22 protein-coding genes are annotated in these 25,551 nt (G+C 70.5%); 14 read left to right on the top strand and 8 right to left on the bottom strand.

Annotation, left to right across the window (positions count from 1 at the left end; translation table 11 throughout):
• Nucleotides 1-2: 2 nt before the first annotated feature.
• Genes GE300_RS16450 through ccmI form a run of 3 tightly spaced genes read left to right on the top strand, consistent with a single transcriptional unit; the run spans nucleotide 3 to nucleotide 2,196 of the window.
• Nucleotides 3-566, top strand: a complete 564-nt coding sequence (locus GE300_RS16450; RefSeq protein WP_154448041.1) for a DsbE family thiol:disulfide interchange protein — start codon at nucleotides 3-5, stop codon at nucleotides 564-566.
• The gene (locus GE300_RS16445; protein ID WP_233417110.1) at nucleotides 563-1,039 is read left to right on the top strand and encodes a cytochrome c-type biogenesis protein; all 477 of its coding nucleotides are present in this window, start codon (nucleotides 563-565) and stop codon (nucleotides 1,037-1,039) included. The genes GE300_RS16450 and GE300_RS16445 overlap by 4 nt, the downstream gene beginning before the upstream one ends.
• Nucleotides 1,039-2,196: a c-type cytochrome biogenesis protein CcmI gene (gene ccmI, locus GE300_RS16440; protein ID WP_154448124.1), complete on the top strand. Its 1,158-nt coding sequence runs from the start codon at nucleotides 1,039-1,041 to the stop codon at nucleotides 2,194-2,196. The genes GE300_RS16445 and ccmI overlap by 1 nt, the downstream gene beginning before the upstream one ends.
• Nucleotides 2,197-2,749: 553 nt before the next feature.
• Here ccmI and GE300_RS16435 read toward each other — a convergent pair.
• Nucleotides 2,750-5,017: an adenosylcobalamin-dependent ribonucleoside-diphosphate reductase gene (locus GE300_RS16435; protein WP_154448039.1), complete on the bottom strand. Its 2,268-nt coding sequence runs from the start codon at nucleotides 5,015-5,017 to the stop codon at nucleotides 2,750-2,752.
• Between the two features lie 288 nt (nucleotides 5,018-5,305).
• On the opposite strand from GE300_RS16435, the gene GE300_RS16430 reads away from it, so the two are divergent.
• The 3 genes from GE300_RS16430 to GE300_RS16420 all read left to right on the top strand — a co-directional run bounded on the left by GE300_RS16430 (nucleotide 5,306) and on the right by GE300_RS16420 (nucleotide 6,666).
• A complete protein-coding gene (locus tag GE300_RS16430; RefSeq protein WP_325063283.1) occupies nucleotides 5,306-5,746 on the top strand; it encodes a DUF1489 family protein in 441 nt (146 codons plus the stop codon).
• A 117-nt stretch (nucleotides 5,747-5,863) separates the two neighbouring features.
• Nucleotides 5,864-6,172 carry a cupredoxin domain-containing protein gene (locus tag GE300_RS16425; protein ID WP_233417109.1) on the top strand — a complete coding sequence of 103 codons (309 nt, stop codon included), beginning with the start codon at nucleotides 5,864-5,866 and terminating at the stop codon, nucleotides 6,170-6,172.
• Nucleotides 6,169-6,666, top strand: a complete 498-nt coding sequence (locus tag GE300_RS16420; protein ID WP_233417108.1) for a cytochrome P460 family protein — start codon at nucleotides 6,169-6,171, stop codon at nucleotides 6,664-6,666. Before GE300_RS16425 ends, GE300_RS16420 begins: the two co-directional genes overlap by 4 nt.
• On the opposite strand, the gene GE300_RS16415 is transcribed toward GE300_RS16420, so the two are convergent.
• Nucleotides 6,629-7,369, bottom strand: coding sequence for a TetR/AcrR family transcriptional regulator (locus GE300_RS16415; protein WP_154448033.1), 741 nt, complete (start codon nucleotides 7,367-7,369; stop codon nucleotides 6,629-6,631). The two genes, GE300_RS16420 and GE300_RS16415, sit on opposite strands and share 38 nt — an antisense overlap.
• 166 nt (nucleotides 7,370-7,535) lie before the next feature.
• Here GE300_RS16415 and yghX point away from each other — a divergent pair, with 166 nt between their 5' ends.
• A complete protein-coding gene (gene yghX, locus GE300_RS16410; RefSeq protein ID WP_154448031.1) occupies nucleotides 7,536-8,432 on the top strand; it encodes a YghX family hydrolase in 897 nt (298 codons plus the stop codon).
• A gap of 21 nt (nucleotides 8,433-8,453) precedes the next feature.
• Here the strand turns inward: yghX and panC are convergent, their stop codons facing one another.
• The 4 genes from panC to hisS are packed head-to-tail and all read right to left on the bottom strand — an operon-like array spanning nucleotide 8,454 to nucleotide 12,637.
• Nucleotides 8,454-9,308: a pantoate--beta-alanine ligase gene (gene panC / locus GE300_RS16405; RefSeq protein ID WP_325063282.1), complete on the bottom strand. Its 855-nt coding sequence runs from the start codon at nucleotides 9,306-9,308 to the stop codon at nucleotides 8,454-8,456.
• A complete protein-coding gene (gene hisG / locus GE300_RS16400) occupies nucleotides 9,299-10,012 on the bottom strand; it encodes an ATP phosphoribosyltransferase (RefSeq protein WP_154448027.1) in 714 nt (237 codons plus the stop codon). The genes panC and hisG overlap by 10 nt, the downstream gene beginning before the upstream one ends.
• Complete coding sequence (locus tag GE300_RS16395) at nucleotides 10,009-11,136, bottom strand: ATP phosphoribosyltransferase regulatory subunit (protein ID WP_154448024.1); 1,128 nt, start codon at nucleotides 11,134-11,136, stop codon at nucleotides 10,009-10,011. The genes hisG and GE300_RS16395 overlap by 4 nt, the downstream gene beginning before the upstream one ends.
• Before the next feature lie 4 nt (nucleotides 11,137-11,140).
• Nucleotides 11,141-12,637: a histidine--tRNA ligase gene (gene hisS, locus GE300_RS16390; RefSeq protein ID WP_154448022.1), complete on the bottom strand. Its 1,497-nt coding sequence runs from the start codon at nucleotides 12,635-12,637 to the stop codon at nucleotides 11,141-11,143.
• Nucleotides 12,638-12,810: 173 nt separating this feature from the next.
• Here hisS and GE300_RS16385 point away from each other — a divergent pair, with 173 nt between their 5' ends.
• Entirely contained in the window at nucleotides 12,811-13,296 is a 486-nt protein-coding gene (locus tag GE300_RS16385) for a cell wall hydrolase (protein WP_154448020.1), read from the top strand.
• A 5-nt stretch (nucleotides 13,297-13,301) separates the two neighbouring features.
• Here the strand turns inward: GE300_RS16385 and GE300_RS16380 are convergent, their stop codons facing one another.
• Nucleotides 13,302-13,778 carry a flavin reductase family protein gene (locus GE300_RS16380; RefSeq protein ID WP_154448018.1) on the bottom strand — a complete coding sequence of 159 codons (477 nt, stop codon included), beginning with the start codon at nucleotides 13,776-13,778 and terminating at the stop codon, nucleotides 13,302-13,304.
• A 337-nt stretch (nucleotides 13,779-14,115) separates the two neighbouring features.
• Between GE300_RS16380 and GE300_RS16375 the strand changes: the two genes are divergently transcribed.
• Nucleotides 14,116-14,322 carry a SlyX family protein gene (locus GE300_RS16375; protein ID WP_154448016.1) on the top strand — a complete coding sequence of 69 codons (207 nt, stop codon included), beginning with the start codon at nucleotides 14,116-14,118 and terminating at the stop codon, nucleotides 14,320-14,322.
• A 3-nt stretch (nucleotides 14,323-14,325) separates the two neighbouring features.
• Here the strand turns inward: GE300_RS16375 and dnaE are convergent, their stop codons facing one another.
• Complete coding sequence (gene dnaE, locus GE300_RS16370; protein ID WP_154448014.1) at nucleotides 14,326-17,826, bottom strand: DNA polymerase III subunit alpha; 3,501 nt, start codon at nucleotides 17,824-17,826, stop codon at nucleotides 14,326-14,328.
• 226 nt (nucleotides 17,827-18,052) lie between these two features.
• On the opposite strand from dnaE, the gene xdhA reads away from it, so the two are divergent.
• From xdhA to GE300_RS16345, 5 genes are read left to right on the top strand one after another with little or no spacing between them, the layout of a single operon-like run.
• Complete coding sequence (gene xdhA / locus GE300_RS16365) at nucleotides 18,053-19,477, top strand: xanthine dehydrogenase small subunit (RefSeq protein WP_154448012.1); 1,425 nt, start codon at nucleotides 18,053-18,055, stop codon at nucleotides 19,475-19,477.
• Nucleotides 19,474-21,894: a xanthine dehydrogenase molybdopterin binding subunit gene (xdhB, locus tag GE300_RS16360; RefSeq protein WP_154448010.1), complete on the top strand. Its 2,421-nt coding sequence runs from the start codon at nucleotides 19,474-19,476 to the stop codon at nucleotides 21,892-21,894. The genes xdhA and xdhB overlap by 4 nt, the downstream gene beginning before the upstream one ends.
• Nucleotides 21,891-22,877, top strand: coding sequence for a xanthine dehydrogenase accessory protein XdhC (xdhC, locus tag GE300_RS16355; RefSeq protein WP_154448008.1), 987 nt, complete (start codon nucleotides 21,891-21,893; stop codon nucleotides 22,875-22,877). Before xdhB ends, xdhC begins: the two co-directional genes overlap by 4 nt.
• Nucleotides 22,874-24,406 carry an ABC transporter ATP-binding protein gene (locus tag GE300_RS16350; protein ID WP_154448006.1) on the top strand — a complete coding sequence of 511 codons (1,533 nt, stop codon included), beginning with the start codon at nucleotides 22,874-22,876 and terminating at the stop codon, nucleotides 24,404-24,406. Before xdhC ends, GE300_RS16350 begins: the two co-directional genes overlap by 4 nt.
• Nucleotides 24,393-25,457 carry an ABC transporter permease gene (locus GE300_RS16345; protein ID WP_407647729.1) on the top strand — a complete coding sequence of 355 codons (1,065 nt, stop codon included), beginning with the start codon at nucleotides 24,393-24,395 and terminating at the stop codon, nucleotides 25,455-25,457. The genes GE300_RS16350 and GE300_RS16345 overlap by 14 nt, the downstream gene beginning before the upstream one ends.
• Nucleotides 25,458-25,551 lie beyond the last annotated feature (94 nt).

Genomic DNA, 25,551 nt, shown 5'->3' with positions numbered 1-25,551 from the left:
ACATGAAACGTGCCATCGCGGCCCTTCCCATCCTGGTCGCCCTGATAATCGGGGCGTTCTTCCTCTGGGGGCTGAACCCCGACCGCGATCCGAGCGCGATCCCGTCGGTTCTCATCTCGCAGCCCGCACCGGAGTTCGACTTGCCGCCCGTCGAGGGGGTCGGCCTTCCGGGCCTGTCGCGCGCGGATCTGTACGGGAACCCCGAGCCGGTGGTGGTCAACGTCTTCGCCTCGTGGTGCGTGCCGTGCCGGGCCGAACATGCGGTTCTGACCCGCATGGTCGAACGCGACGGTGTCCGGCTCTTTGGCATCAACTACAAGGACAAGCCGGATGATGCGCGCGTCTGGCTGGAAGAGCTTGGAAACCCCTACGAGCGGATCGGCTCGGACCTGGACGGCCGCGCCGGCATCGAATGGGGCTTATCGGGCGTGCCGGAGACCTTCATCGTCGCGGGCGACGGAACGGTTCTCTATCGCTATGTCGGCCCGGTCGTGGGCGCCGCGGCCGAGAAGAAGTTTGCGACCGCCCTGGCGCAGGCCCGATCGCGGGACGGAGGCACCTCATGAACTGGAAGACCCTGTCCGCGATAGTGATGCTGGCCGTCCTGCCCTTCACCGCCCTGGCCGTCGAACCCGACGAGATCCTGGCCGATCCCGCGCTGGAGGCGCGAGCCCGCGAAATCTCGAAGGATCTGCGCTGTGTCGTGTGTCAGAACCAGGACATCGACAGCTCGAACGCCGGGGTCGCGCGCGATTTGCGGTTGCTGGTCCGCGAACGGCTTGTGGCTGGCGATACCGATGCAGAGGTCATCGAGTTCGTGCGGGCGCGCTATGGTGATTTCGTGCTGCTGAAGCCTCCGTTCAAGCCGGAAACCTACGCGCTCTGGCTGACCCCGGCGTTTCTTGCCCTGTTCGGGACCGGCATCGTCATCGTCGTCTTGAGAAGCGGCCGGAAGCGGCAGGTCGCGGAGAGACTGAGCGATGACGACGAACGGGTGGTCGCTGGAATGCTGGCCGCCGAAAAAGGGGGCACTGCGTGATGCTCTGGGTCTTGTTTGCGGTCCTCGCTGTGTCTGCCGTCGCCATTCTGCTCCACCCCTTGCTGAAAGCCGACGCCGCAAGCACCGACCGGCAGGAGGGCGCGGTGGCGGTCCTTGCCGACCAGTTGCAAGAGGTCGACAGGGACGCCGAACGCGGATTGCTTTCGAACGATGAGGCCGAGGCTGCCAGGATCGAGATCAAGCGGCGGCTGCTGAAGCTCGGTCGCCGGCGCCCGGCCCGGGGACGCGCCGAAGCGGGAGGACGCGGCGCGCTGTGGGCATCGGCCCTTGTGGTCCCGCTGGTCGCGGGTCTTCTCTATGCGCAACTTGGCTCGCCCGGCATCCCGGGCGTGCCGTTCGCGGATCGGCAGGAAGAGCGTGGCGAGCAGGCGCAGATCGCCGAACTGACCGAACGGTTGCGCGAACGCCTTCAGGGCGATCCCGAAGGTGGTCCGACAGAAGGCTGGATGCTGCTTGGGCAGACCTACATGCGCATGGGCAGGTTTGCCGCCGCCGCCTCGGCAATGGAAACCGTGATCGAACGCGACGACGCGGCCTCGGCAATGCTGTCGCAATACGCCGAAGCACTAGTCGCGGCCGCGGACGGCGTGGTGACGCCGAAGGCACGGAACGCAATCCGGCGCGCGCGGGAAATGGACCCGTCGAATCCCGCCGCCTCCTACTACGAGGCAATCGCGCTCGATCAGGCCGGCGACAGCGAGGAAGCCCATGATCTGCTGGTTTCCCGTCTCGAGCAGGCCGCCGGTCCGGCCCCCTGGATGGAAATATTCGTCGCGCAGGCGAACCGGATCGGTGAGGCGATCGGACGCGCGCCGGTGAACCTCGCGGCCTTTGCGCCCCTGGCGGGGGGCGCACCCGGCCCGACGCCGGATGATGTCGCAGCAGCGTCCGAGATGAGCGCGGCCGACAGGGCAGCCTTCATCCGCTCGATGGTCGATCGCCTGGCCGACCGTCTGGCCGAAAGCCCCGACGACCTGGAAGGCTGGTTACGCCTTGCCAACGCGTATGGTGTGCTGGGCGAGACAGCAAAGGCCCGCGAGGCCTATGAGGCCGCCGACGCGCTGGCCACCGACTTGCCATCGAACGATCCCAGAAGGCAGTCGATCCGCGAGGCGTTATCCGAACTTGGAGGCTAGCAAGGATCTGGCACTCACACCTTGTCGGCCCGGGATGCGGAAAGCGTGGAGAGATCCGTTTCTTCTGCCCTGGCTTTGTCGAGACCGGAGTGCGCCCCTGCTGGCGGAGCAGTCGGATTCGTTGAATTGGCAACTCCGGATAGACCCGGTTGCTCCTCTTGGGTTTCAGCGAGCACCGGGAACAGGATGATTGTCCGAATGACCACGAAGAGGGGCCACGGTATCGCCTTGACCCCTCATAATCTTGGCTCGGACGCCCGCTTCGATACGGGCCGGGAACAGCAGGCGACTCGACGCTTTCTCAGTTATCCAAACTCGTTTCGGCTGCATCGGTCGCTGGTGGCGGGCAGGCCGTTGCGACATTGCCGCACGAGAATCCGCATTTGACAGGTTTTTGTTCTGAGAAATCGTCCGCTGGGCCCACCTCCACGTTGGCACCAACGGGCCACCGGAAATGAGCCCGATGGCCAGTAAACGCTGACAAAGTGGACAGAAACCTATGCGGAATGAACTGGAATAGCTTTCAGCTTCAACAAGGCCGCATCCCGGCAGGTCACCCGCACTTCGAATGCCCGCAGTCCGCGCAGGTCAGGCAGCCCTCGATCATGCGCAGCGCGTACTGGCCGCAGTTCGGGCAGGCCGGGCCGCGGGGCCTCTCGCCGGCGCGCAGGGCGGCGATCTGGGGATCTTCCGCCGCCGCCTTGCCTTCACCGGCCAGGAAACCGATCGCGATCATGTGGCGCTCGATCACGCCGCCGATCGCGGCCAGGATCGACGGGATGTACTTGCCCTGCACCCAGGCGCCGCCGCGCGGATCGAACACCGCCTTCAGCTCCTCGACCACGAAGCTGACGTCGCCGCCGCGCCGGAACACCGCGCTGATCATCCGGGTCAGCGCCACGGTCCAGGCGAAGTGCTCCATGTTCTTCGAGTTGATGAACACCTCGAACGGACGCCGCACGCCGCCGACCACCAGGTCGTTGATGGTGATGTAGATCGCGTGCTCGCTCTCGGGCCACTTGATCTTGTAGGTCGTGCCCTCCAGCTCCTGCGGCCGGTCAAGCTTCTCGGAGAGGTAGACCACCTCGCCGCTTTCCTCCGGCTCGGGCTTCGCGTCTCCGGCCGAAGGGGTCACGCTCAGGACCGAGCCGGTGACGTCGTTCGGGCGGTAGGTGGTGCACCCCTTGCAGCCCTGTTCCCACGCCTGCAGGTACACGTCCCTGAAGTCGTCGAAGGCGATGTCGGCCGGGCAGTTGATGGTCTTCGAGATCGACGAATCCACCCATTTCTGCGCCGCCGCCTGCATCCGCACATGCTCCAGCGGGTGCAGGCTCTGGGCATCGACGAAATGGTCCGGCAGCGGCGCGTCGCCGTTGCGGTCGCGCCAGGCCTGCACGGCGTAGTCGACCACCTCTTCCTCGGTGCGCGAGCCGTCGTTCTGCAGCACCTTGCGGGTGTAGCTGTGCGCGAACACCGGCTCGATGCCCGACGAGACGTTGCCCGCGAACAGGCTGATCGTCCCGGTCGGCGCGATCGAGGTCAGCAGCGCGTTGCGGATGCCGTGCTTGGCGATGGCGGCGCGCACGTCGTCGTCCATCTCCTGCAGGGTCTCGCCGCCCAGGTATTTCTCGCGGTCGAACAGGGGAAAGGCGCCCTTCTCGGCTGCCAGATGCGCCGAGGCCAGATAGGCCGCGCGGGCGATCCGCTTCAGCCAGCGCTCCGTCACGCGCGCGGCCTCCACCGAGCCGTAGCGTTCGCCGACCATCACCAGCGCGTCGGCAAGGCCGGTGACGCCCAGGCCGATGCGGCGCTTGTTGGCGGCCTCTTCCGCCTGCTGCGGCAGCGGGAAGCGCGAGGCGTCGACGACGTTGTCCATCATCCGCACGGCGGTGGCGACCAGCTCGTCCAGCGCGTCCTCGTCCAGCGCAGCGGTCTCGCCGAACGCGTCCGTCACCAGCTTCGCCAGGTTGATAGAGCCCAGCAGGCACGCGCCATAGGGCGGCAGCGGCTGCTCGCCACACGGGTTGGTCGCGGCGATCGCCTCGGCATAGTACAGGTTGTTGCGCTGGTTGATCCGGTCGATGAAGATCACGCCCGGCTCGGCGTAGTCATAGGTCGCGCGGGTGATCCTGTTCCACAGGTCGCGCGCCTGGATCGTGTGATAGACCTTGCCGTCGAATTTCAGGTCCCAGGGACCGTCGGCTTTCACCGCGTCCATGAAGTCGTCGGTCACCAGCACGCTGAGGTTGAACATGCGCAGCCGCGCCGGGTCCTGCTTGGCGGTGATGAAGCTTTCGATGTCCGGGTGGTCGCAGCGCATCGTCGCCATCATCGCACCCCGGCGCGACCCGGCGGACATGATCGTGCGGCACATCGCGTCCCAGACGTCCATGAACGACAGCGGCCCCGAGGCATCGGCCGCCACGCCCTTCACCGCCGCGCCGCGCGGGCGGATGGTCGAGAAGTCGTAGCCGATCCCGCCGCCCTGCTGCATGGTCAGCGCGGCCTCTTTCAGCATGTCGAAGATCCCGCCCATGCTGTCGGGAATCGTGCCCATGACGAAGCAGTTGAACAGAGTCACCGTGCGACCGGTGCCGGCGCCGGCGACGATCCGGCCGGCGGGCAGGAAGCGGAAATCCTCCAGCGCGGCGTAGAACCTGTCCTCCCAGGCGTCAGGCTCGGCCTCCACCGCCGCCAGCGACCGGGCGATGCGGCGCCAGGTGTCCTCGACGCTGGCGTCCACCGGCGTGCCGTCCGCCTTCTTCAGGCGGTACTTCATGTCCCAGATGGATTCGGCGATGGGGGCGGTAAAGCGGGTCATGTCGGACGCCTTCGATTCTGTGCGGTCGGTACTGGCGGGAAGGGCTCCGGAGAATATGGCGAACCCCCCGCCCCGTCAATCGCCGACATCAAGATACGGGGCAATCCGCGTGCGCGGAAAACCACATCTCGTGGGCAACCCGGTCCTGGCGGCAGATTCAACAAAACCGTCGCCGGACGGTTGTGCCGCCATCGCCGATCCGCCACCGCCTGACAGCGGCCCGGTTTCCCGCCCCGCCCCGCTCTGCTAGGTTGCCCGCCTCACCACAGGAATCGCGGGGCATCGGCGGTGGCGAAACTGCACCTGATCAAGCTGTCGGTCGGCACCGAAAGCGTCGAGACGCTGTCGGAATGGCAGCAGGTCGTGATCGCACGCAACCGCGCGGCGGGCTTCGGCCCGGTCGCCACCCACGTCACCCGGATGTGGCCGCGGCGCGAGGCGGAACTGCTCGCCGGCGGCTCGATCTACTGGGTCATCAAGGGCGTGGTGCTGGCGCGCCAGCGCCTGTTGGGCTTGCAGGAGCGGATCGACGCCGAGGGCGTGCGCCGCTGCGCCCTCGTGCTGGAGCCCGTTCTGATCCGCACCGCGCCGCAGCCGCGCCGCGCCTTCCAGGGCTGGCGCTATCTCAAGCCCGAGGACGCGCCCCGGGATCTGCCCGAAGGCGCCGCCGGCGACGATGCGCTGCCGGCGGACCTGCACGCGGCGCTGGCGAACCTCGGCGTTCTGTGACCCGCCGCCCGCACAGGCGGTGATCCCGGCACAAGTTGTCATTTGACAACTTGTGCCGGGCTGCCTCATGCTGATCCGGCAATCGGGTCTGAGGGGGAGGACAGGATGCACGCCGCCATGACCGCCGCCGCGGCCGGCTTCGCGCTTTGCGCAAGCGCGGCCCTGGCCGAGGAGTTCACCGTCACCATGTCGGGCGAGACCTATGCGCCCGACCGGATCCGGGCCGCGACCGGCGACACGATCCGCTTCGTCAACGACGACGCCGCCAATCACAACGTGTTCGTGCCCACCGCCGGCCACGCGCTGGACATCGGCGCCCAGGAGCCGGGCGAGGAGCGAACGCTGGTCCTGCGCACCCCCGGCATCTTTCAGGTGGAATGCGTGATTCATCCGCACATGCTGCTGACCGTGGAGGTGTCCGGATGACCCGCTACATCGCCGCCGCCGCGGTGCTGCTGGCAACCGCCGCGCTTGCCGGTCCCGATGAGGTCGCCCTGCCAGACGGCTATCAGGAGCGGTTCGTGAACTATCTCGACGTCGACCGGCTCGACCGCAACCGGGTCCGCAAGATGTACGTCAGCCCGGAGGCGCACGCCGCCGCGCAGGCCGGCGCGCCGCTGCCCGACGGCACGGTGCTGATCATGGAGGACCACGACGCGCAGATCGGCGCCGACGGCGCGCCGATGTTCGGCGCCGACGGCCGGCTGATCGCGCTCGAGCCGGTGGTCAACATCTTCGTGATGGAGACGAACGCCGCCTGGTCGACCGCGAACGAGACCTGGGACTACGCCTGGTACCTGCCTGACGGCAGCCCGCGCCCCGATGCCAGCTTCGACGGCTGCTTTTCCTGTCACGCCAGCCGCGCCGAGCGCGACTACACCTTCACCTACTGGACGTTCCTTCGGGATCGGGCGGAGTGATCTCGGCCACGGCCAGCCGCAGCGTCAGGCTGGCCTCGGCCTCGTCCCGGTGCAGGTGCGCGATCTGCGCCACCGCGCCGGCGACGAAGGTCCGCACCTGCAGCGCCACCACGTCGTCCAGGTTCTCCGGCATCGGCATGTTGTAGACGAAGCGCCGGATGCCGAAGAACACCATCGCAGCATGCAGCATCATCACCAGTTCGCGCTCGCCGCGCATCGGCGGCCGGTCCTCCAGCGGCGCCAGCCCCGCGGCGGCGCGCAACCCGGCGATCACCGGCAGGAACAGCGTCCGTGTCAGCGCGTCGCCGCGCCGCGTCGGCCAGGCCCGGCCGTCCAGCCCGGCGCGCACGAACAGCCGGACGCGGGTCTCGGTCATGCCGCCGACCAACGCGCGGTAGAATGTGGTCAGCGCCTGCTCCAGCGGCGCCTGCGGATCGAACCGCCGCTCCCGGCCGCCGCCCAGCACGGTCTCGAGCGTGCGGTCGATCAGCCCGGCCTTCGAGCCGAAATGCTTGTAGATCAGCGCCTGGGTCACCCCCATGTCGGCGGCCAGCTTGCGGGTCGGGCTGTCGAAGCCGTGCCGGGCGAAATGCTCGGCCGCCCGTTCGATCATCAGCCGCCGGCGCGTCTCGGCGTCCAGCCGGCGCCGCGGCGCGGCGGGCGCGTCGGCGGCCTCGGATCTGCGGGACGGACGGCTGGACATTTCGGGTGCCTCCGGTTTGCCCCAAGCAGCACTCGCGATGACAGCCTGTCAAGACCGCCGCCGCCGTGCCGGCGGTCGAAAATCAAATTATCGTCACAAGCGCCGACGGAACGGCCGGCGTAGAACGTAGACGTTGAGGGCAACTTCATTGGGGGAGATTTTCGACATGAACCGACTGACCGCAAAGGACTTCGACCAGCGCGTGCTCGACCTGTTCGACGGCTACGTGCACGGGCGCGTCACCAAGCGCGAATTCCTGGACGGCGCCGCGACATTCGCCGTTGGCGGCATGTCCGCCGCCGCCATGTTCGAGGCGCTGAAGCCGGACTACGCGCTGGCGCAGCAGGTCGCGCCCGACGACCCCGCGATCGTGACCGAACGCGTGAGCTATGACTCGCCCGAGGGTCACGGCGAGATCTCGGGCCTGCTGGCCCGCCCTGCGACCGGCGCCGGGCCGTTCGGCACGGTGCTGGTGGTGCACGAGAACCGCGGCCTGAACCCCTACATCGAGGATGTCGTGCGCCGCGTCGCCAAGGCCGGTTTCCTGGCGCTGGGGCCCGACGGGCTCAGCCCGCTGGGCGGCTACCCCGGCACCGACGAGCAGGGGCGCGAGATGCAGAGCCAACTGGACCGCGCCAAGCTGCTGCAGGACTTCTTCGCCGGCTTCGAATGGGTCCACAATCACGAGCTGTCGAACGGCCGCGCCGGCGCGGTCGGCTTCTGCTATGGCGGCGGGGTGTGCAACGCGCTGGCGGTGGCCTACCCGGACATGGCGGCCTCGGTGCCCTATTACGGCAGCCAGCCGGACGTCGCCGACGTGCCGAAGATCGAGGCGCCGCTGATGCTGCACTACGCCGGGCTGGACGATCGCATCAACGCCGGCTGGCCAGCCTATGAAGAGGCGCTGCGCACCAACGGCAAGGAGTTCTCGGCGCATTTCTACCCGGACGTGAACCACGGCTTCCACAACGACACCACGCCGCGCTACGACGCCGCGGCGGCGGAACTGTCGTGGGACAGGACGATCCTGTTCTTCGAAAACCACCTGGCGCAGACCGCCTGAGCCGGCGCGCCGCGCCGGGCGTCAGCGCGCCAGCAGATCCGGCACCGGCACGTTGTCGATCAGCCGCGCGCCGCCCAACCGGGCGGCCGCGAACACCCGCGCGCCGTGCCCCGGCGAAGGCGCGATGCGCAGCCGCTCGGCGTCGCGGCATTCCAGATACTCGACGTCGCTGAAGCCGGCGATGATCAGGTTCTCGGCGGCCTCGACGCAGGCCAGTTCGGTCGGCTCGCCCTGGGCGATGCGGCTGGCGGCGCGGGTGATCTCGGCGAACAGGCGCGGCGCGATCGCCCGGTGCTCGGCGCCGAGCGTGCGGTTGCGGGTCGACATCGCCAGCCCGTCGCCCTCGCGCACGGTGGGCACGCCGACGATCCGCGTGGCGATATTCAGATCCCGCACCAGCTTGCGGACGATTTGCAGCTGCTGCCAGTCCTTCTCGCCGAAATAGGCGCTGTCGGCGCGCGACAGGTTCAGCAGCTTGGTGACGGCCTGCGCCACGCCGTCGAAATGCCCGGGCCGGTCCGCGGCGCACAGCACGTCCTCGTCGTAGTCGACCTGCACGCGGGTCGAGAACCCCGGCGGGTACATCTCGGCCGCCTCGGGCACGAAGGCCAGGTCGACGAACTCGATCCGGGCCAGTTCCAGGTCCTCGGCCTCGCTGCGCGGGTAGCCGGCCAGATCCTCGTCCGGTCCGAACTGGGTCGGGTTCACGAACAGCGTCAGCACGACCTTCTCGTCGCGCTCCTTCGCGGCGCGGATCAGCCGCGTGTGACCGCCGTGCAGCCCGCCCATGGTGGGCACCAGCCCGATGCGCTCGCCGTCCTCGCGCCAGGCCGCGACCCGCGCGGCCAGTTCCGGAACGGTGCGGATCACGTCCACGGCGCGCCCCCCCCGTCGTCCGGCAGCAGTTTCTGCATCAACGCGGTGTATGCGGCGCGCACATCTTCCCCCCATTCGGCCCTGCGGGATGCGAACAGCGTCGCCTGCGAGCGCAGGATGATCCCGTCGGCCAGCACTTTCAAGTGGTTCGCGCGCAGGGTTTCGCCGGTCGAGGTGATGTCGGTGATCGCCTCGGCGGTCTGGTGCTTCACCGTGCCCTCGGTCGCGCCCTGGCTGTCCACCAGGCTGTAGTCGGCGACGCCGTGCTCCCGGAAGAACCGCCGGGTCAGCGCGTGGTACTTGGTCGCCACCCGCAGCCGGTGGCCGTGCGCGGCGCGGAACGCGGCGGCGGCGGCATCCAGGTCGTCCATCGTGTCGACGTCGATCCAGAACGCCGGCACCGCGACGATCAGGTCGGCGTGGCCGAAGCCAAGCTCGGCCACCTCGGCCACGGTGCCGGCGCGCAGCTTCTCGGCCACCAGGTCCTGGCCGGTGACGCCCATGTGGATCCGGCCCTGCGCCATCTCGCGCGGGATCTCGCCCGCCGACAGCAGCACCAGCTCGACACCGCTGGCGCCGTCCACCCGCCCGGCATACTCGCGGCCCGCGCCGGTGCGCTTCAGCGTCACGCCGCGATCCGCGAACCAGGCGAAGGTGTCGTCCTGCAGCCGCCCCTTCGACGGCACCCCCAGCTTCAGCGTCATCGGCCCGCCTCCAGCGCCAGCAGGGCCTCGGGGCGGATGATGCCGCCCACCGCCGGTACGCCGCCGCCGGCCGCGTCCAGCGCCCGGGTCAGCGCGTCGTAGCGCCCGCCGCTGGCGATCACCGGCAGGTCCGGCCGCTCGGGCGCATAGAAGCCGAACACGAAGCCGTCGTAGTATTCCAGCGTGGTCCGCCCGAAGGAGCCTTCGAACGGCAGGTCGTGCACGTCGACGCCGCGCGTGTCCAGCGCCTCCAGCCGCGCCGCGAAACGGTCCACGGCGGGGGCCAGCGACGTCGACTCGCGCGCCAGGTCGCGCAGCTTGGTCAGCGCCTGCGCCGCCGGCGCGCGCAGGTCCAGCAGCGCCTCGATCAGGTCCACCTCGATGTCGGCCAGCGGCGGCGTGGCCGCGTCGCGCACCAGCCGCTTGATGCGCTGGGCGACCTCCTGCGCGCTGCGCTTGCCCACCGCCCGGCCGGCGGCCCTGACCGCCGGCAGCGGGTCGTCGCCCACCTCCGAGACCAGATCCGCCTTCGGGTGCCGGACCGAGGCATAACGCTCCAGCAGCCGGTGGAAGCGCACCGGTCGCCAGACATGGCGGCGCAGCGCGTGGCGGCGGTCGTCGGTCGTCGCCAGACCGTCGATGGCGGCGAACAGCAGGCCCATGTCGCCGGTCGCCGGCTGCAGCCCGCGCCCCTGAAGCGCGCGCGCGAACAACGCGAACGCCTCGGCGTCCGCGGCCGCCGGGTCGGCGCCGTCGAACAGTTCGAACCCGCACTGCAGATATTCCGAGGCCCGGCTGGCGCCGCTGTCCTGCCGGCGCCAGACCCGCCCGGCATAGCAGTAGCGCGCCGGCTCGGCGCCGTGCGCCATGTGCCGCTCGACCACCGGCACGGTGAAATCCGGGCGCAGCATCATCTCGCGTTCGCCGTCCGAGGTGACGAAGGCGCGGGCGCGGATGTCCTCGCCGTAGAGGTCCAGCAGCACCTCGGCGGGCTGCAGCGCGGCGGGGTCCACCTTGGCCGCGCCGGCCTCGGCGAACAGCGCCATCAGCCGGGCGACCTCGGCCTCCAGCCGGGCCAGCCCCTGCCCGGTGCGGGCGTCGTCCAGGTATGCGCGCTCGATCATCGGCTCAGCCCGCGCGCGCGATCATCTTGCGCACTTCCGCGACCAGCGCGTCGCGCGGCACCTCGATCTGCGCGGGCTGGGATTTCCACTCGTCATGGGTCTCCATCTCGGCCGCCAGCCGCTTGCCCAGCGCCAGATCCTTCAGCTGCACCACGCCGCGGGCCTTCTCGTCGCCGCCCTCGATCACCGCAACCGGGCTCTGCCGTGTGTCGGCGTACTCCAGCTGCTTGCCGAACTTGTTCGGATTGCCGAGGTAGACCTCGGCCCGCAGCCCGGCGTCGCGCAGCTCGCGCACCATCTGCTGGTAGTCGGCCATGCGCTCGCGGTCCATCACGGTGACCACCACCGGCCCCGCCGCCTGCGCCGCCTGCCGGCCCTTGGCGGCCAGCGCCGCCAGCAGCCGGTCGACACCGATCGAGACGCCCGTCGCCGGAACCGCCTGGCCGGTGAACCGCTTGACCAGATCGTCGTAGCGCCCGCCGCCGGCGACCGAGCCGAACTGCCGCGGGCGCCCCTTCTCGTCGGTGATCTCGAAGGTCAGTTCGGCCTCGTAGACCGGGCCGGTGTAGTAGCCCAGGCCGCGGACGACCGACGGATCCACCAGGAACTGGTCTGTGCCGTAGCCCTGCGCGGCGACCAGATCGCCGATCCGCTCCAGCTCGTCCACGCCCTCGCTGCCGCCGGCCGATCCGGTGACCAGTCCGCGCAGGTTGGCGATGGTCGCGCCCGCGTCCGCACCGCGGGCCTGCATGAAGCCGATCACCACCTCGGCGGCATCGGCCGACAGGCCCGCGCCGCTGGTGAAATCGCCGCTTTCGTCCTTGCGGCCCTCGCCCAGCAGGGCGCGCACGCCGTCCAGCCCCAGCCGGTCCAGCTTGTCGATGGCGCGCAGCACGATGCCGCGCCGCTCGGCGTGCGCCTCGGGATCGGCCGGGTCCAGCAGGCCGACGACCTCCATCACCCCGTTCAGGACCTTGCGGTTGTTCAGCCGCACGATGTAATCGCCGCGCGCGATGCCGACGGCCTCCAGCGTGTCGGCCAGCATGGCGCAGATCTCGGCGTCCGCCCCGGCCGAGGCCGAGCCGACGGTGTCCGCATCGCACTGGTAGAACTGCCGGAACCGCCCCGGCCCCGGCTTCTCGTTGCGCCAGACCGGGCCGACCGCATAGCGGCGATAGGGGCTGGGCAGATCGTTGCGGTACTGCGCGTAGACCCGCGCCAGCGGCGCGGTCAGGTCGTAGCGTAGCGCCATCCAGCTGTCGTCCTCGTCCTGCCAGGCGAACACGCCCGCGTTCGGGCGGTCCACGTCGGGCAGGAACTTGCCCAGCGCCTCGACGGTCTCGACGGCGCTGGTCTCGAGCGGGTCGAAGCCGTAGGCGTCATAGACCTGCGTGATCCGCGCAAGCATGGCACTGCGCGCAGTGACCTCGGCCCCGAAATAATCCCGGAATCCCTTCGGCTGCTGCGCCCTGGGGCGCCGAGCCTTCCTGTCTTTCGCCATCTCGGATCTCTCCCGCCTGCGGGCGTGTCCTAGCGCAGCACCCCGAAGGGGGCAAGCGCGCGTGGCCGCGCGCGGATCCCCGCCGATATGGCGAGGACGGGAACAACAGGGTTGTCCGCGGCGCCGCCGTCACGGAAAGCCTAGCCGGGACACCAATCACGACGGACAGCGCAATGCTCGCATCCCTTCCCCGGTTCATCACCCTCGGCGTCCTTGTCGTCGCCGCCTGCGCAGCCCCGCAGGAAGACACCATCAGCCGCACCGAGACGGAGACCCCCGCCGTCAGCTTCACGGACGCGGACTTCACCTGCCTGCGCGAGGCGGTCTACTACGAAGCCGCGGCCAATTCGCTCAGCGGCCAGCGTGCGGTGGCGAACGTGATCCTGAACCGGGCCGAAGACCCGCGCTTTCCCAACAGCGTCTGCGGTGTGGTCGCTGACGGCTGCCAGTTCTCGTACCGCTGCGACGGCAAGCCCGAGGTGTTCGGCGACCAGGTGAAGCTGGCCAACGCCACCAGGGCAACCGAAGTCGCGCTGGCGAACCCGCAAGAGGACGTCACCGACGGCGCGCTGTTCTTCCACGCGAAATGGATGAAGCCGGGCTGGTTCGCCACGCTCCGCCGCACCGTGGCGCTGGGCGGCAACATCTTCTACCGCTGAGCCGCCTACAGCGGTCCGCCCAGCCGCCGGTAGTCGCCGCCGAAAAAGATCAGCGGCGCGCCCGAGCCCTGCGCGAAGCGCCGCACCTCGCCCACCAGGATCAGGTGGTCTCCGCCCTCGTGCTGCGCCGCGTGCTGGCATTCCAGCCGCGCCGCGCACCCGGCGATAAGCGGCGCACCGCCCAGGCCGGGCGTGGTCTCGATTCCCGCGAAGTCGCCGCCGCTGCGCGCGAACCGCTCGGCCAGCCAGCGCTGCTCCTCGGTCAGCACGTGAATCGCGAAATGCGACGCCGCCTCGAACGCCGGGAACCGCCGCGACCGCCGCGCCGGCGACCACAGCACCAGCGGCGGGTCCAGCGACACCGCGGCAAAGCTGTTGGCGGTGATGCCCAGCGGACCGCGCGCGGTCTGCGTGGTGACCACCGTCACCCCGGTCGCATAGCGCCCCAGCGCGTCGCGCAGCGCGCGCTCGTTCCTGCTCATGCCTGCAACCCCATGCCTCGGCACCCTCCTTCGTCGGACCGCACGGCCCGGCCCCGGCCCGGCAATTGCCAGCTTCCCGCGCCGCAGGCTGGAACCCCGGTCAGACATGCCAGTGCAAACGCTTGCCGGGGCCATTTTGATCATCTCTATCCGCATTGCCGCACGACGGAAACCGGCGCCGGGTCGCGGCAAGCGCCGAAACGCCCCCCCGCGCCGCGCACCCCGATGCGGAACCGGGTCGGAAGCCGCCCGTTAATCCGCAAACGCCTTGGCGAAGCGCAGACGCCGACCGCCGGCGCGGCGCGCGCCGCACGACCGCGAACCCAGGAGACCGACCATGCCCGAGACTGATCGCCTGACCGGCCTGGAAGAGACGCTGACCCACCAGGCCGCCGCCCTCGAGGACCTGTCCGAGATCGTCCGCGCCCAGGCCGACCGCATCGACCGGCTGGAACGCCTGGTGCAGCAGCTGCGCGAACGCGCCGCCCTCGCCGAGGCCGAAGGCGGGGTCGTCATCGGCCACGAGAAGCCGCCGCATTACTAGCGGCTAGAACTCCTCGACATGGGCGACGCCGGGAACGTGCTTGATCGCCCCCATGATCTGCGGTGTCACCGGATAGCGCCGGGGCAGTTCGACCTCGACCTCGCCCGGCAACCCGGGGTGCATCAGCACCAGGTTCACCGGCCCGCCGGCGCGCTTCGTCCCGCCCGCCGCCTCCTCCAGCCGGGTCGCGACCGAGCCAAGCGCCGCGGGATCGTCGACGAAGATCTTCAGCCCCGCGGGGGCCGCGCCCAGCACCGCCTCGTCCACGGTCTGCACGCCGCGCGCCAGCAGCTTCAGCTGCTCCGATTCGTAGGTCGCCTCGACCGCCAGCACCACGTTCGCGCCGGGCTCCAGCAGGTCGCGGTACTTCTCCAGCGGTTCCGAGAACATCGTCACCTCGTAGATCCCCGTCGGATCGCTCAGCGTGACGAAGGCGAAGCGGTTGCCGCGCGCCGACTTGCGCTCCTGCTTCACGGCGACGGCGCCGGCGATCCTGGCGGCGATCGGCCCGCCCTTCACCTTCTGCTCGATCTCGGCCAGGGTCATCACCCGCTGCCGCCGGAGCGGGCCGATGTAGTCGTCCAGCGGATGCCCCGACAGGTAGAAGCCCACCGCCATGTGCTCGGCCCGCAGCCGCTCGGTGGCCAGCCAGTCCTCGGGCTGCGGCAGCCTCGGCGCGGGCAGTTCCTCGCCCGCCGCCCCGAACATCGAGATCTGCGCCGAGGCCTTGTCCTCGTGCGCCGCTGCGGAATAGGCGACCAGCCTGTCGATGCTCTCGAACATCCGGCGGCGGTTGCTGTCCAGCGCATCGAACGCGCCGGCGCGGGCCAGCATCTCCAGCGGGCGCTTGCCGACCCGCTTCAGGTCCACCCGGCGGGCAAAATCGAAGATGTCGCTGAACGGGCCGCCGTCCTCGCGCGCGCGGACGATCATCCGCATCGCCTCGGTGCCGACGTTCTTCAGCGCGCCGAGGCCGTAGACCACCCGCCCCGCGCTGACGCTGAACAGCGCCTGCGAGCGGTTGACGCACGGCGGAATCACCTCGATCCCCAGCCGGTCGACCTCCTGCTTGTAGATGCTCAGCTTGTCGGTCAGGTGGATGTCGCAGTTCATCACCGCGGCCATGAACTCGACCGGGTGGTTCGCCTTCAGCCAGGCGGTCTGGTAGCTGACGACGGCATAGGCGGCGGCGTGCGACTTGTTGAAGCCGTAGTTGGCGAACTTGTCCAGCAGGTCCCAGACCTCCTGCGCCTTCTTCTTGTCGACGCCGTTCTTGGCCGCGCCGTCCAGGAACTTCGGCCGCTCGGCGTCCATCGCCTCCTGGATCTTCTTGCCCATCGCGCGGCGCAGCAGGTCGGCGCCGCCCAGGCTGTAGCCCGCCATCTCCTGCGCGATCTGCATCACCTGTTCCTGGTAGACGATGATGCCCTGGGTCTCGTCCAGCACGTGATCGATCAGCGGATGCAGCCGGTCGCGCTTGGACAGGCCGTTCTTGACCTCGCAGTACTTCGGGATGTTCTCCATCGGGCCGGGCCGGTACAGCGCCACCAGCGCGACGATGTCCTCGATGCAGGTCGGCTTCATGCGCCGCAGCGCATCCATCATGCCGGTGGATTCCACCTGGAACACCGCCACGGTCTTGGCCGAGGCGTAGAGCCTGTAGGTCGCCTCGTCCTCCAGCGGGATCGCGTTGATCTGGTTCTCTGCCCCCTCGGGCGGCTGGTAGAGCGTACTGCCGTCCGGGGCGATATGCAGGTCGCGCCCCTGGCCGTGGATCAGGTCGATCGCCCCCTGGATCACCGTCAGCGTCTTCAGGCCGAGGAAGTCGAACTTCACCAGACCCGCCTGCTCGACCCACTTCATGTTGAACTGGGTCGCCGGCATGTCCGAGCGCGGGTCCTTGTAAAGCGGCACCAGCTGCACCAGCGGCCGGTCGCCGATCACCACGCCGGCGGCGTGGGTCGAGGCGTTGCGATACAGCCCCTCGACCTTCTGCGCGTAGTCCAGCATCCGCGCGACGACCTCTTCGCCGCGCGCCTCCTCGCGCAGCCGTGGCTCGTCGGCCAGCGCCTTCTCGATGCTGACCGGCTTCACCCCCTCGACCGGAATCAGCTTCGACAGCCGGTCGACCTGGCCGTAGGGCATCTGCAACACGCGGCCGACGTCGCGCACGGCGGCCTTCGACAGCAGCGCGCCGAAGGTGATGATCTGGGCGACCTTGTCGCGGCCGTACTTTTCCTGCACATAGCTGATCACCTCCTCGCGGCGATCCATGCAGAAGTCGATGTCGAAATCCGGCATCGAGACTCGCTCGGGGTTCAGGAACCGCTCGAACAGCAGGCTGTAGCGCAGCGGGTCCAGATCGGTGATCGTCAGCGCATAGGCGACCAGGCTGCCGGCGCCCGAGCCGCGCCCCGGCCCCACCGGGATGTCGTGATCCTTGGCCCACTTGATGAAATCGGCAACGATCAGGAAGTAGCCGGGAAAGCCCATCCCCTCGATGATGCCCAACTCGAAATCCAGCCGCTTCCGGTATTCCTCGACCGGGGCCGCGTGCGGGATCACCGCCAGCCGCGCCTGCAGGCCCTCGTTCGCCTGGCGGCGCAGCTCCTCGACCTCGTCGTCGGCGAATCTGGGCAGGATCGGATCGCGGGTCCGGGCGCGATAGGCGCAGCGGCGCGCGATCTCCACGGTGTTCTCGATCGCCTCGGGCAGATCGGCGAACAGCTCGGCCATCTCCTGCGGCGTCTTGAAATAGTGCTGGTCGGTCAGCATCCGGCGCGGCGCGGCCTGGTCGACATAGGCGCCGTCGGCGATGCACAGCAGCGCGTTGTGCGCCTCGTACATGCCCGGATCGGTGAAGTGCACGTCATTCGTGGCCACCAGCGGCAGGTCCAGCGCATGGGCAAGGTCCACCAGCCCCGGCTCGGTCGCGGCCTCGGCCGCGGTCCGCTTCGTCCCGCCTGACGGATGCCGCTGCACCTCGACATAAAGCCGGTCGCCGAACAGCCGCTGCAGCCGCTCGGCCAGCGTCCGCGCCGCGGCCGCATGGCCCTCGCGCAGCATCTGCCCCAGCGGCCCCTCGGCGCCGCCGGTCAGGCAGATCAGTCCGCCGGCATGCGCCTGCAGATCGTCGAGGGTGATCCGCAATTCCTCGTCGCCGCTGTCCAGGTAGTATTTCGAGGACAGCGCCATCAGGTTCGCGTATCCCGCCTCGTCCTGCGCCAGCAGCACCACCGCGCGCGCCGCCGCGCCCTTCTCGCCCGGGCGCGCCGGCGGGGCATCGGCCAGCGGCAGCTGACAGCCGATGATCGGCTGCACCCCCGACTTCGCCGCGGTCTCGGAAAACTCCAGCGCCGCGAACAGGTTGCCGGTGTCGGTCACGGCGACGGCGGGCATGCCGGCGGCCTTCGCCATGCCGGGCAGCGCCTTGACCTGGATCGCCCCCTCCAGCAGCGAATAGGCGGAATGCACGCGAAGATGGATGAATCGGGGTTCGGTCATTGGCAGATATAGCCGCGCCGGGCGCGCCGGGGTCAACCCCGGACCCGGGCGCCCGCCGCGGGGCCGGCCCCGGCCCTGCTCGGGGTCTTGCGCGCGCCAGCGCGCTCCGCCAGCTCCCCTCAGGTGACGCTTGCGCCGGCGCGCGTTTTCCGATCCATTTGACCAAACGGACAAAAATCGGCCGCGGCCGGACCCGACCGGCCGCCGCGACAGGAGAGACCCGCTGATGGGCCAGATCCGCTTTCTGCTGAACGGCGAGACGGTGACGCTGGACGATCCCGCGCCCGATGTCACGCTGCTCGACTGGCTGCGCCAGAGCCGCCGGCTGACCGGCACCAAGGAGGGCTGCAACGAGGGCGACTGCGGCGCCTGCACCGTCTGCGTCACCACGCTCGAGGACGGCGCGCCGGTGCACCGCGCGCTCAACGCCTGCATCCTGTTCCTGCCCCAGCTGCACGGCCGCGCGGTGCGCACCGTCGAGGGCATCTCCGGCCCCGGCGGCGAGCTGCACCCGGTGCAGCAGGCGATGATCGACCACCACGGCTCGCAATGCGGGTTCTGCACGCCGGGGTTCGTGATGTCGCTCTACACCGCGCATCGCGACGGGCGGCAGGACTTCGACGACATCCTCGCCGGCAACCTCTGCCGCTGCACCGGCTACGCGCCGATCATCCGCGCCGCGCAGGACGCGGCGGCCCGGCCGCAGCCCGGCTGGCTGGCCGACGAGGCCGCGGCGCTGGCCCGGCTCGACGACGGCGCCGACGTCTGCTGCCGCGACTACTGCGTGCCGGCGACGCTGGACGCCTTCGCGCACTGGTACGCGGCGCGGCCGGATGCCACTCTGGTCGCGGGCGCGACCGATGTCGGTCTGTGGATCACCAAGGGGCTGCGCCGGCCGCGCCCGGTCGGCTTCCTGCACCGGCTGCGCGACCACCAGCGGCTCGAGACCGGCGCCGACGGCGCGCTGACCGTGGGCGGCGGCGTGACGCTGTCGCGGCTGCGCGGGGCGATGGCCGCGCGGCACCCGGACTTCGCCGAGCTGATCCGCCGCTTCGGCGGGGCGCAGGTGCGCGCCGCGGCGACCCTGGGCGGCAACATCGCCAACGGCTCGCCGATCGGCGACAGCCCACCGGCGCTGATCGCGCTGGGCGCGCAACTGACGCTGCGCACGGGCGACGCGCGGCGCACCCTGCCGCTGGAGGATTTCTTCCTCGACTACGGCAGGCAGGACCGCAAGCCGGGCGAGTTCGTCGAGAGCGTGCACATCCCCGCGCAGCCCGACCGGCTGCGCTGCCACAAGCTGTCGAAACGTTTCGACAGCGACATCTCGGCGGTCTGCGGCTGCTTCAACATCCGGGTCGAGGACGGCACCGTGACCGCGGCGCGGATCGCCTTCGGCGGCATGGCCGGCATCCCCAGGCGCGCCGCGCATGTCGAGCAGGCGCTGGCCGGCAAGCCGTGGACGCTGGCCACCGTCGAGGCGGCGCTGCCCGCCTTCGCGCAGGACTACACGCCGCTGTCGGACATGCGCGGCAGCGCCGAATACCGGCTGCGCGCCGCGCGCAACATGCTGCTGCGCAACTTCCACGAGGATCAGGGCACGCAGACCCGCCTTGCCCGTCCGTCGCGCATCGAGGGGGCCCCGGCATGAGCGCCGGCAAGCCCAGCCCGCACGACAGCGCCGCGCTGCACGTCACCGGCCGGGCGCGCTATACCGACGACGTGCCGCTGCCCGCCGACACGGTGCATCTGTGCTTCGGCCTCAGCCCGGAGGCGCGCGGCAGACTGAACGGCCTCGACCTTGCGGCGGTCCGCGCGGCGCCGGGCGTGATCGACGTGCTGACCGCCGCCGACCTGCCGTTCGCCAACGACGTCTCGCCCGCGCCCGCGCCCGAGCCGCTGCTGGCCACCGACCGGGTGCACTTCGTCGGCCAGCCGCTGTTCCTGGTGATCGCCGACAGCCACCTCGCCGCCCGCCGCGCCGCCCGGCTGGGCACGCCCGAGATCTCCGAGGACCCGCCGATCCTGACCATCGAGGACGCGCTGGAGCGCGGTGCGCCCGAACTGGAGCCGCCGCTGACCTTCGCCCAGGGCGACGCCGAGGCCGCGCTGCCCCGGGCGCCCCGCCGCCTGCAGGGCAGCATCCACATCGGAGGGCAGGAGCATTTCTATCTCGAGGGCCAGGCCGCGCTGGCGATGCCGGGCGACGCCGGCGACGTCACCGTGCACTGCTCGACCCAGCACCCGTCCGAGATCCAGCACAAGGTCGCCGGCGCGCTGGGCCTGCCCTATGCGCTGGTGCGGGTCGAGACCCGGCGCATGGGCGGCGGTTTCGGCGGCAAGGAAAGCCAGGGCAACGCGCTGGCGGTGGCCTGCGCCATCGCCGCCATCCGCACCGGGCGCCCGGCGCGGATGCGCTACGACCGCGACGACGACATGGTCATCACCGGCAAGCGCCACGACTTCCGCATCGACTATGACGTCGGCTACGACGACGCCGGCCGGATCGCCGCGCTCGACGTGGTGCAGTACTGCCGCTGCGGCTGGAGCCAGGACCTGTCGCTGCCGGTGGCCGACCGCGCGATGCTGCACGCCGACAACGCCTACCACCTGCCGCATGTGCGCATCCGCTCGCACCGGCTGGTCACCAACACCCAGTCCGCCACCGCCTTCCGCGGCTTCGGCGGCCCGCAGGGCATGGTCGGGATCGAGCGCATCGTCGATCACGTCGCCCATGCGCTGGGCCGCGACCCGCTTAAGGTGCGCCGCGCCAACTACTACCGCGACAGCGATGCCGACGCCCCGGCGCCCGAGGCGGACACACCGACCCCCACCGACCTGCCCGGTGACGAGGCCTCGCGCGGGATGACCGGCGCGGTGCCCGAGCCGGCGGTGCACACGCCGGCGACCGACCTGCAGACCACGCCCTACCACATGCCGGTCGAGGACTGCATCATCAACGCGCTGACCGACCGGCTGGCCGAGACCTCGGACTACGTCGCGCGCCGGGCGGCGATCGAGGCGGCGAACGCCGGCAGCCCGGTCCTCAAGCGCGGCATCGCGCTGACCCCGGTGAAGTTCGGCATCTCGTTCACCCTGACGCACCTGAACCAGGCCGGCGCGCTGGTGCATGTCTACACCGACGGCTCGATCCACCTGAACCACGGCGGCACCGAGATGGGCCAGGGCCTGAACACCAAGGTCGCGCAGGTCGCCGCCAGGGTGTTCGAGCAGCCGCTCGAGGCGGTGCGCATCACCGCCACGGACACCGGCAAGGTGCCCAACACCTCGGCCACGGCGGCGTCCTCGGGCTCCGACCTCAACGGCATGGCCTGCAAGGCCGCCTGCGAGACGATCCGCCAGCGCCTGGTCGCGTTCGCCGCCGAACGCTGGCAGACCGAAGCGGCCCGCGTCCGCTTCACCCCCGAGGGGGTCGAGATCGGCGACGAGGTCCTGAGTTTCAAGGATCTGGTGCAGGCCGCCTACATGGCCCGGGTGTCGCTGTCGGCGACCGGGTTCTACGCCACGCCCAAGGTCGTCTGGGACCGCCGCGCCGGCAAGGGCCGGCCGTTCTACTACTTCGCCTACGGCGCCGCCGTGACCGAGGTCGCCATCGACACGCTGACCGGCGAGAACCGGATCCTGCGCACCGACATCCTGCACGACTGCGGCGCCTCGCTGAACCCGGCGATCGACATCGGCCAGATCGAGGGCGGCTATGTGCAGGGCGCCGGCTGGCTGACGATGGAGGAACTGGTCTGGACGCCGGACGGCCGCCTCGCCACGCACGCGCCGTCGACCTACAAGATCCCCGCCTGCGCCGACCGCCCGCGCGCGTTCAACGTCGCGCTCTGGGACGGCGAGAACCGCGAACGGACGATCTACCGCTCCAAGGCGGTGGGCGAGCCGCCGCTGATGCTGGGCATCTCGGCGCTGATGGCGCTGAGCCACGCGGTGTCGCAATGCGGCGACGGCAGCGTCTATCCGGCGCTCGACGCCCCCGCCACCCCCGAGCGCATCCTGCGCGCCGTTGACAGGATGCGCGGCGAGCCGTGGGGCGCGGAATGAGCCTCGACCGCCCCGCGCTGGCGCAGGCGGTGGCCGCACACGGTGCGGTCGCCCGGATCGTCGTGGTCGGGCACGCCGGCTCCACCCCGCGCGAGACCGGCACCGCGATGCTGGTCTGGCAGGACGGGCAGGACGGCACCATCGGCGGCGGCGCGCTGGAGTACGACGCCACCGCCCACGCCCGAGGCCTGCTGAGCGAGCGGGCGCCCTTCGCCCGAAGCCTGCTGACGCAGCCGCTCGGCCCGGCGCTCGGCCAGTGCTGCGGCGGCTCGGTCACGCTGCTGATCGAACGTATCACCGAAACCGAGCTTGCCGCGATCCCCGACACCGGCGCCTTCGCCCGCCCCGCCGCCTCGGGCCGGGCCGAGCCGCCGCTTTCCGTCACCCGCGCCCTGCGCGCGGCGCGCGGCGGCCGGCCCGTCGCCCCGGCGCTGCTGGACGGCTGGTTCGTGGAACCCACCACCGACAGCCCGGTCCCGGTCTGGATCTGGGGCGCGGGCCACGTCGGCCGCGCGCTGGTGGCGACGCTCGCGGGCCTGCCGGTGCGGGTGACCTGGGTCGACGACGCCCGCGCGCGGTTCCCCGCGACGGTCCCCGACCACGCCGACATGCTGGTCGCCGGCGACCTGCCCCGCGCCGCCGCGCACGCACCCGCCGATGCGCGCCACTACGTCCTGACCTATTCCCACGCGCTGGACCTGGAAATCTGCCACGCGATCCTGTCGCGGCCCTTCGCGCAGCTCGGGCTGATCGGCTCGGCCACCAAGAAGGCGCGGTTCCTGAACCGGCTGCGCGACCTTGGCCACCCGCCCGAACGGCTCGCCCGGCTCGACTGCCCGATCGGCGATCCCGCTTTGGGCAAACAACCGCAAGCCATTGCCGTCGGCGTGGTTCATGCGCTACTCAGGGACCTGTCCGCCGGCAGAAGCGGCACCGGGACCGGTATCGACAGGGACAAGAAGGCGAAGGGGCACTCCGGTTGAGCGCACTCCTCTCGATCCGCGGGCTGACGAAGTCCTATCCGGGCGTTCTGGCCAACAGCGACATCCATTTCGAGGTCGGCACCGGCGAGATCCACGCGCTGCTGGGCGAGAACGGCGCCGGCAAGTCCACCCTGGTCAAGGCGATCTACGGCCTGGTCACCCCCGACAAGGGCGAGATGTACGTCGACGGCAACCTGTACGAGCCGCGCGGCCCGCAGGCCGCCCGCGCCGCCGGGGTGTCGATGGTGTTCCAGCACTTCTCGCTGTTCGAGGCGCTGAACGTGGCCGAGAACATCGCCCTGGGCATGTCCGACCCGCCCGGCCGCGCCGAGCTGTGGCAGCGCATCCGCGACGTCGCCAACGCCTACGGCCTGCCGCTCGACCCCGGCCGCCTGGTCGGCGATCTGTCGGTGGGCGAGCGCCAGCGCGTCGAGATCGTGCGCTGCCTGCTGCAGAGCCCGCGCATCCTGATCATGGACGAGCCCACCAGCGTGCTGACCCCGCAGGAGGTGGACACCCTGTTCCGCACCCTGCGGCAGCTGGCCTCCGAGGGGGTGGCGATCCTCTACATCTCGCACAAGCTGGAAGAGATCCGCGCACTGTGCGACCGGGCGACGATCCTGCGCTCGGGCCGGGTGGTGGCCGAGTGCCGCCCGGCCGAGAAGACCGCGCGCCAGCTGGCCGAGATGATGATCGGGCTGGAACTGACCCGGCCGCTGCCGCGGCTGTTCACCCCCGGCCTGCCGCTGCTGCGGCTGCGCGGGCTGACCCTGCCCGCGGCGACGCCGTTCGGAACCACGCTGAACAACGTCTCGCTGGAGCTGCGCGCCGGCGAGGTTCTGGGCATCGCCGGCGTCGCCGGCAACGGCCAGGAAGAGCTGATGCGGGTGCTGTCGGGCGAGACCCGCGTCGACGCCGAGAAGCTGGTGCTCGAGTCCCGGCAGATCGGCGCGATGGGCCCGAACCAGCGCCGGCAGTACGGGCTGCTGTCGGCCCCCGAAGAACGGCTGGGCCACGCCGCCGCGGGCGACATGAGCCTGATCGAGAACGGCTTTCTGACCGGCAACCGGCGCCAGCGGCTGGCCTATCGCGGCTTCATCAAGACCGCCACCACCGCCAACTTCGCCCGCGCCGTCATCCGCCGCTTCGACGTGCGCACGCCCTCGGCCGAGACCAAGGCGCGGGCGCTGTCGGGCGGCAACCTGCAGAAGTTCGTGATCGGCCGCGAGATCCTGCAGCGCCCCAAGGTGCTGGTGGTGAACCAGCCGACCTGGGGGGTGGACGCGCACGCCGCCGCCACGATCCGCACCGCGCTGCGCGACCTGGCCGCCGAGGGTACCGGGGTGCTGGTGATCAGCCAGGACCTGGACGAGCTGATGGAGATCTCCGACACCTTCTCGGTGCTCGAGGCCGGGCGGCTGTCCGCGCCGCAGCGCACCGGCTCGCTGACCATCGACGAGATCGGGCTGATGATGGGCGGCAGCATGCGGGACCACCCCGGAAAGGACGCCACCCGTGCTGATGCTTGAGCCGCGCACCGCGCCCCCGGCGGCGCTTCAGGCCGCGGTGCCGGTGCTGGCGGTCGCGCTGACGATGATCGCCGGCGGCGTGCTGTTCGCCGCGCTGGGCAAGAACCCGGTCGAGGCGATCCGCATCATCTTCGTCGATCCGCTGCTGGACCCGTTCTCGCGCTCTGAGCTGCTGGTCAAGGCCGCGCCGCTGGCGCTGATCGCCGTCGGGCTGTCGTTCGGCTTCCGCGCCGGGGTGTGGAACATCGGCGCCGAGGGCCAGTTCGTCATCGGCGCGATCGCCGGCGGCGCGGTCGGCCTGGCGTTCTGGGACGTGCCCGGGCTGTGGCTGCTGCCGCTGATGGCACTGGCGGGGATGCTGGGCGGCTTCCTCTGGGCGATGATCCCGGCGCTTCTGAAGATCCGCTTCGGCGCGAACGAGATCCTGGTCTCGCTGATGCTGGTCTACGTCGCCCAGCTGTGGCTCTCGGCGCTGGTCTCGGGGCCGCTGCGCGACCCGGCCGGCTTCAACTTTCCCGAAAGCCGCATGTTCCACGACAGCGCCACGCTGCCGATCATCCTCGGCGGCACCCGCGCGCATGTCGGGGTGCTGGTGGCGCTGGGCATCGCCGTCGCCGCCTATGTCGCGCTGCACCGCCACGTCTTCGGCTACCGGGTGCGGCTGATGGGGGCCGCGCCGCGCGCCGCGCGCTTCGCCGGGGTGTCGACGAACGTGATGATCGCGGCGTGCCTGGGCCTGTCGGGCGCGCTCGCCGGGCTGGCGGGCATGTTCGAGGCGGCCGGTCCGGTCGGCCAGCTGGTGCCCTCGTTGCCGGTCGGCTACGGCTTCACCGCGATCATCGTCGCCTTCCTCGGCCGTCTCGACCCGTTGGGCATCGTGCTGGCCAGCCTGGTGATGGCGCTGACCTACATCGGCGGCGAGACGGCGCAGTTCACCCTGCAGATCCCCGCCGCCGCGATCTCGGTGTTCCAGGGCATGCTGCTGTTCTTCCTGCTGGCGACCGAGGTGCTGTCCCGCTACCGCCTGCGCCGCATCCGGAGGGCTGCATGAGACGCCCCGAACTGCCGCTGCTGGCGGTCACCCTGACCGCGGTGCTGGCGCTGATCGTGTTCGCCATCGCCAACGGGCTGAACCCGGTGCTGCT

Source organism: Halovulum marinum (genome assembly GCF_009697225.1).
GTDB classification, from domain to species: domain Bacteria; phylum Pseudomonadota; class Alphaproteobacteria; order Rhodobacterales; family Rhodobacteraceae; genus Halovulum; species Halovulum marinum.
This window is presented reverse-complemented; position numbering and strand designations above follow the sequence as displayed.

Bases quoted from the DNA above. Each gene is read 5' to 3' on its own strand.
- GE300_RS16450 (WP_154448041.1), top strand. From the start codon at position 3: ATGAAACGTGCCATCGCGGCCCTTCCCATCCTGGTCGCCCTGATAATC.
- GE300_RS16445 (WP_233417110.1), top strand. From the start codon at position 563: ATGAACTGGAAGACCCTGTCCGCGATAGTGATGCTGGCCGTCCTGCCC.
- ccmI (WP_154448124.1), top strand. From the start codon at position 1,039: ATGCTCTGGGTCTTGTTTGCGGTCCTCGCTGTGTCTGCCGTCGCCATT.
- GE300_RS16435 (WP_154448039.1), bottom strand. From the start codon at position 5,017: ATGACCCGCTTTACCGCCCCCATCGCCGAATCCATCTGGGACATGAAG.
- GE300_RS16425 (WP_233417109.1), top strand. From the start codon at position 5,864: ATGACCGCCGCCGCGGCCGGCTTCGCGCTTTGCGCAAGCGCGGCCCTG.
- GE300_RS16420 (WP_233417108.1), top strand. From the start codon at position 6,169: ATGACCCGCTACATCGCCGCCGCCGCGGTGCTGCTGGCAACCGCCGCG.
- GE300_RS16415 (WP_154448033.1), bottom strand. From the start codon at position 7,369: ATGTCCAGCCGTCCGTCCCGCAGATCCGAGGCCGCCGACGCGCCCGCC.
- yghX (WP_154448031.1), top strand. From the start codon at position 7,536: ATGAACCGACTGACCGCAAAGGACTTCGACCAGCGCGTGCTCGACCTG.
- hisG (WP_154448027.1), bottom strand. From the start codon at position 10,012: ATGACGCTGAAGCTGGGGGTGCCGTCGAAGGGGCGGCTGCAGGACGAC.
- GE300_RS16395 (WP_154448024.1), bottom strand. From the start codon at position 11,136: ATGATCGAGCGCGCATACCTGGACGACGCCCGCACCGGGCAGGGGCTG.
- hisS (WP_154448022.1), bottom strand. From the start codon at position 12,637: ATGGCGAAAGACAGGAAGGCTCGGCGCCCCAGGGCGCAGCAGCCGAAG.
- GE300_RS16385 (WP_154448020.1), top strand. From the start codon at position 12,811: ATGCTCGCATCCCTTCCCCGGTTCATCACCCTCGGCGTCCTTGTCGTC.
- GE300_RS16380 (WP_154448018.1), bottom strand. From the start codon at position 13,778: ATGAGCAGGAACGAGCGCGCGCTGCGCGACGCGCTGGGGCGCTATGCG.
- GE300_RS16375 (WP_154448016.1), top strand. From the start codon at position 14,116: ATGCCCGAGACTGATCGCCTGACCGGCCTGGAAGAGACGCTGACCCAC.
- dnaE (WP_154448014.1), bottom strand. From the start codon at position 17,826: ATGACCGAACCCCGATTCATCCATCTTCGCGTGCATTCCGCCTATTCG.
- xdhA (WP_154448012.1), top strand. From the start codon at position 18,053: ATGGGCCAGATCCGCTTTCTGCTGAACGGCGAGACGGTGACGCTGGAC.
- xdhB (WP_154448010.1), top strand. From the start codon at position 19,474: ATGAGCGCCGGCAAGCCCAGCCCGCACGACAGCGCCGCGCTGCACGTC.
- xdhC (WP_154448008.1), top strand. From the start codon at position 21,891: ATGAGCCTCGACCGCCCCGCGCTGGCGCAGGCGGTGGCCGCACACGGT.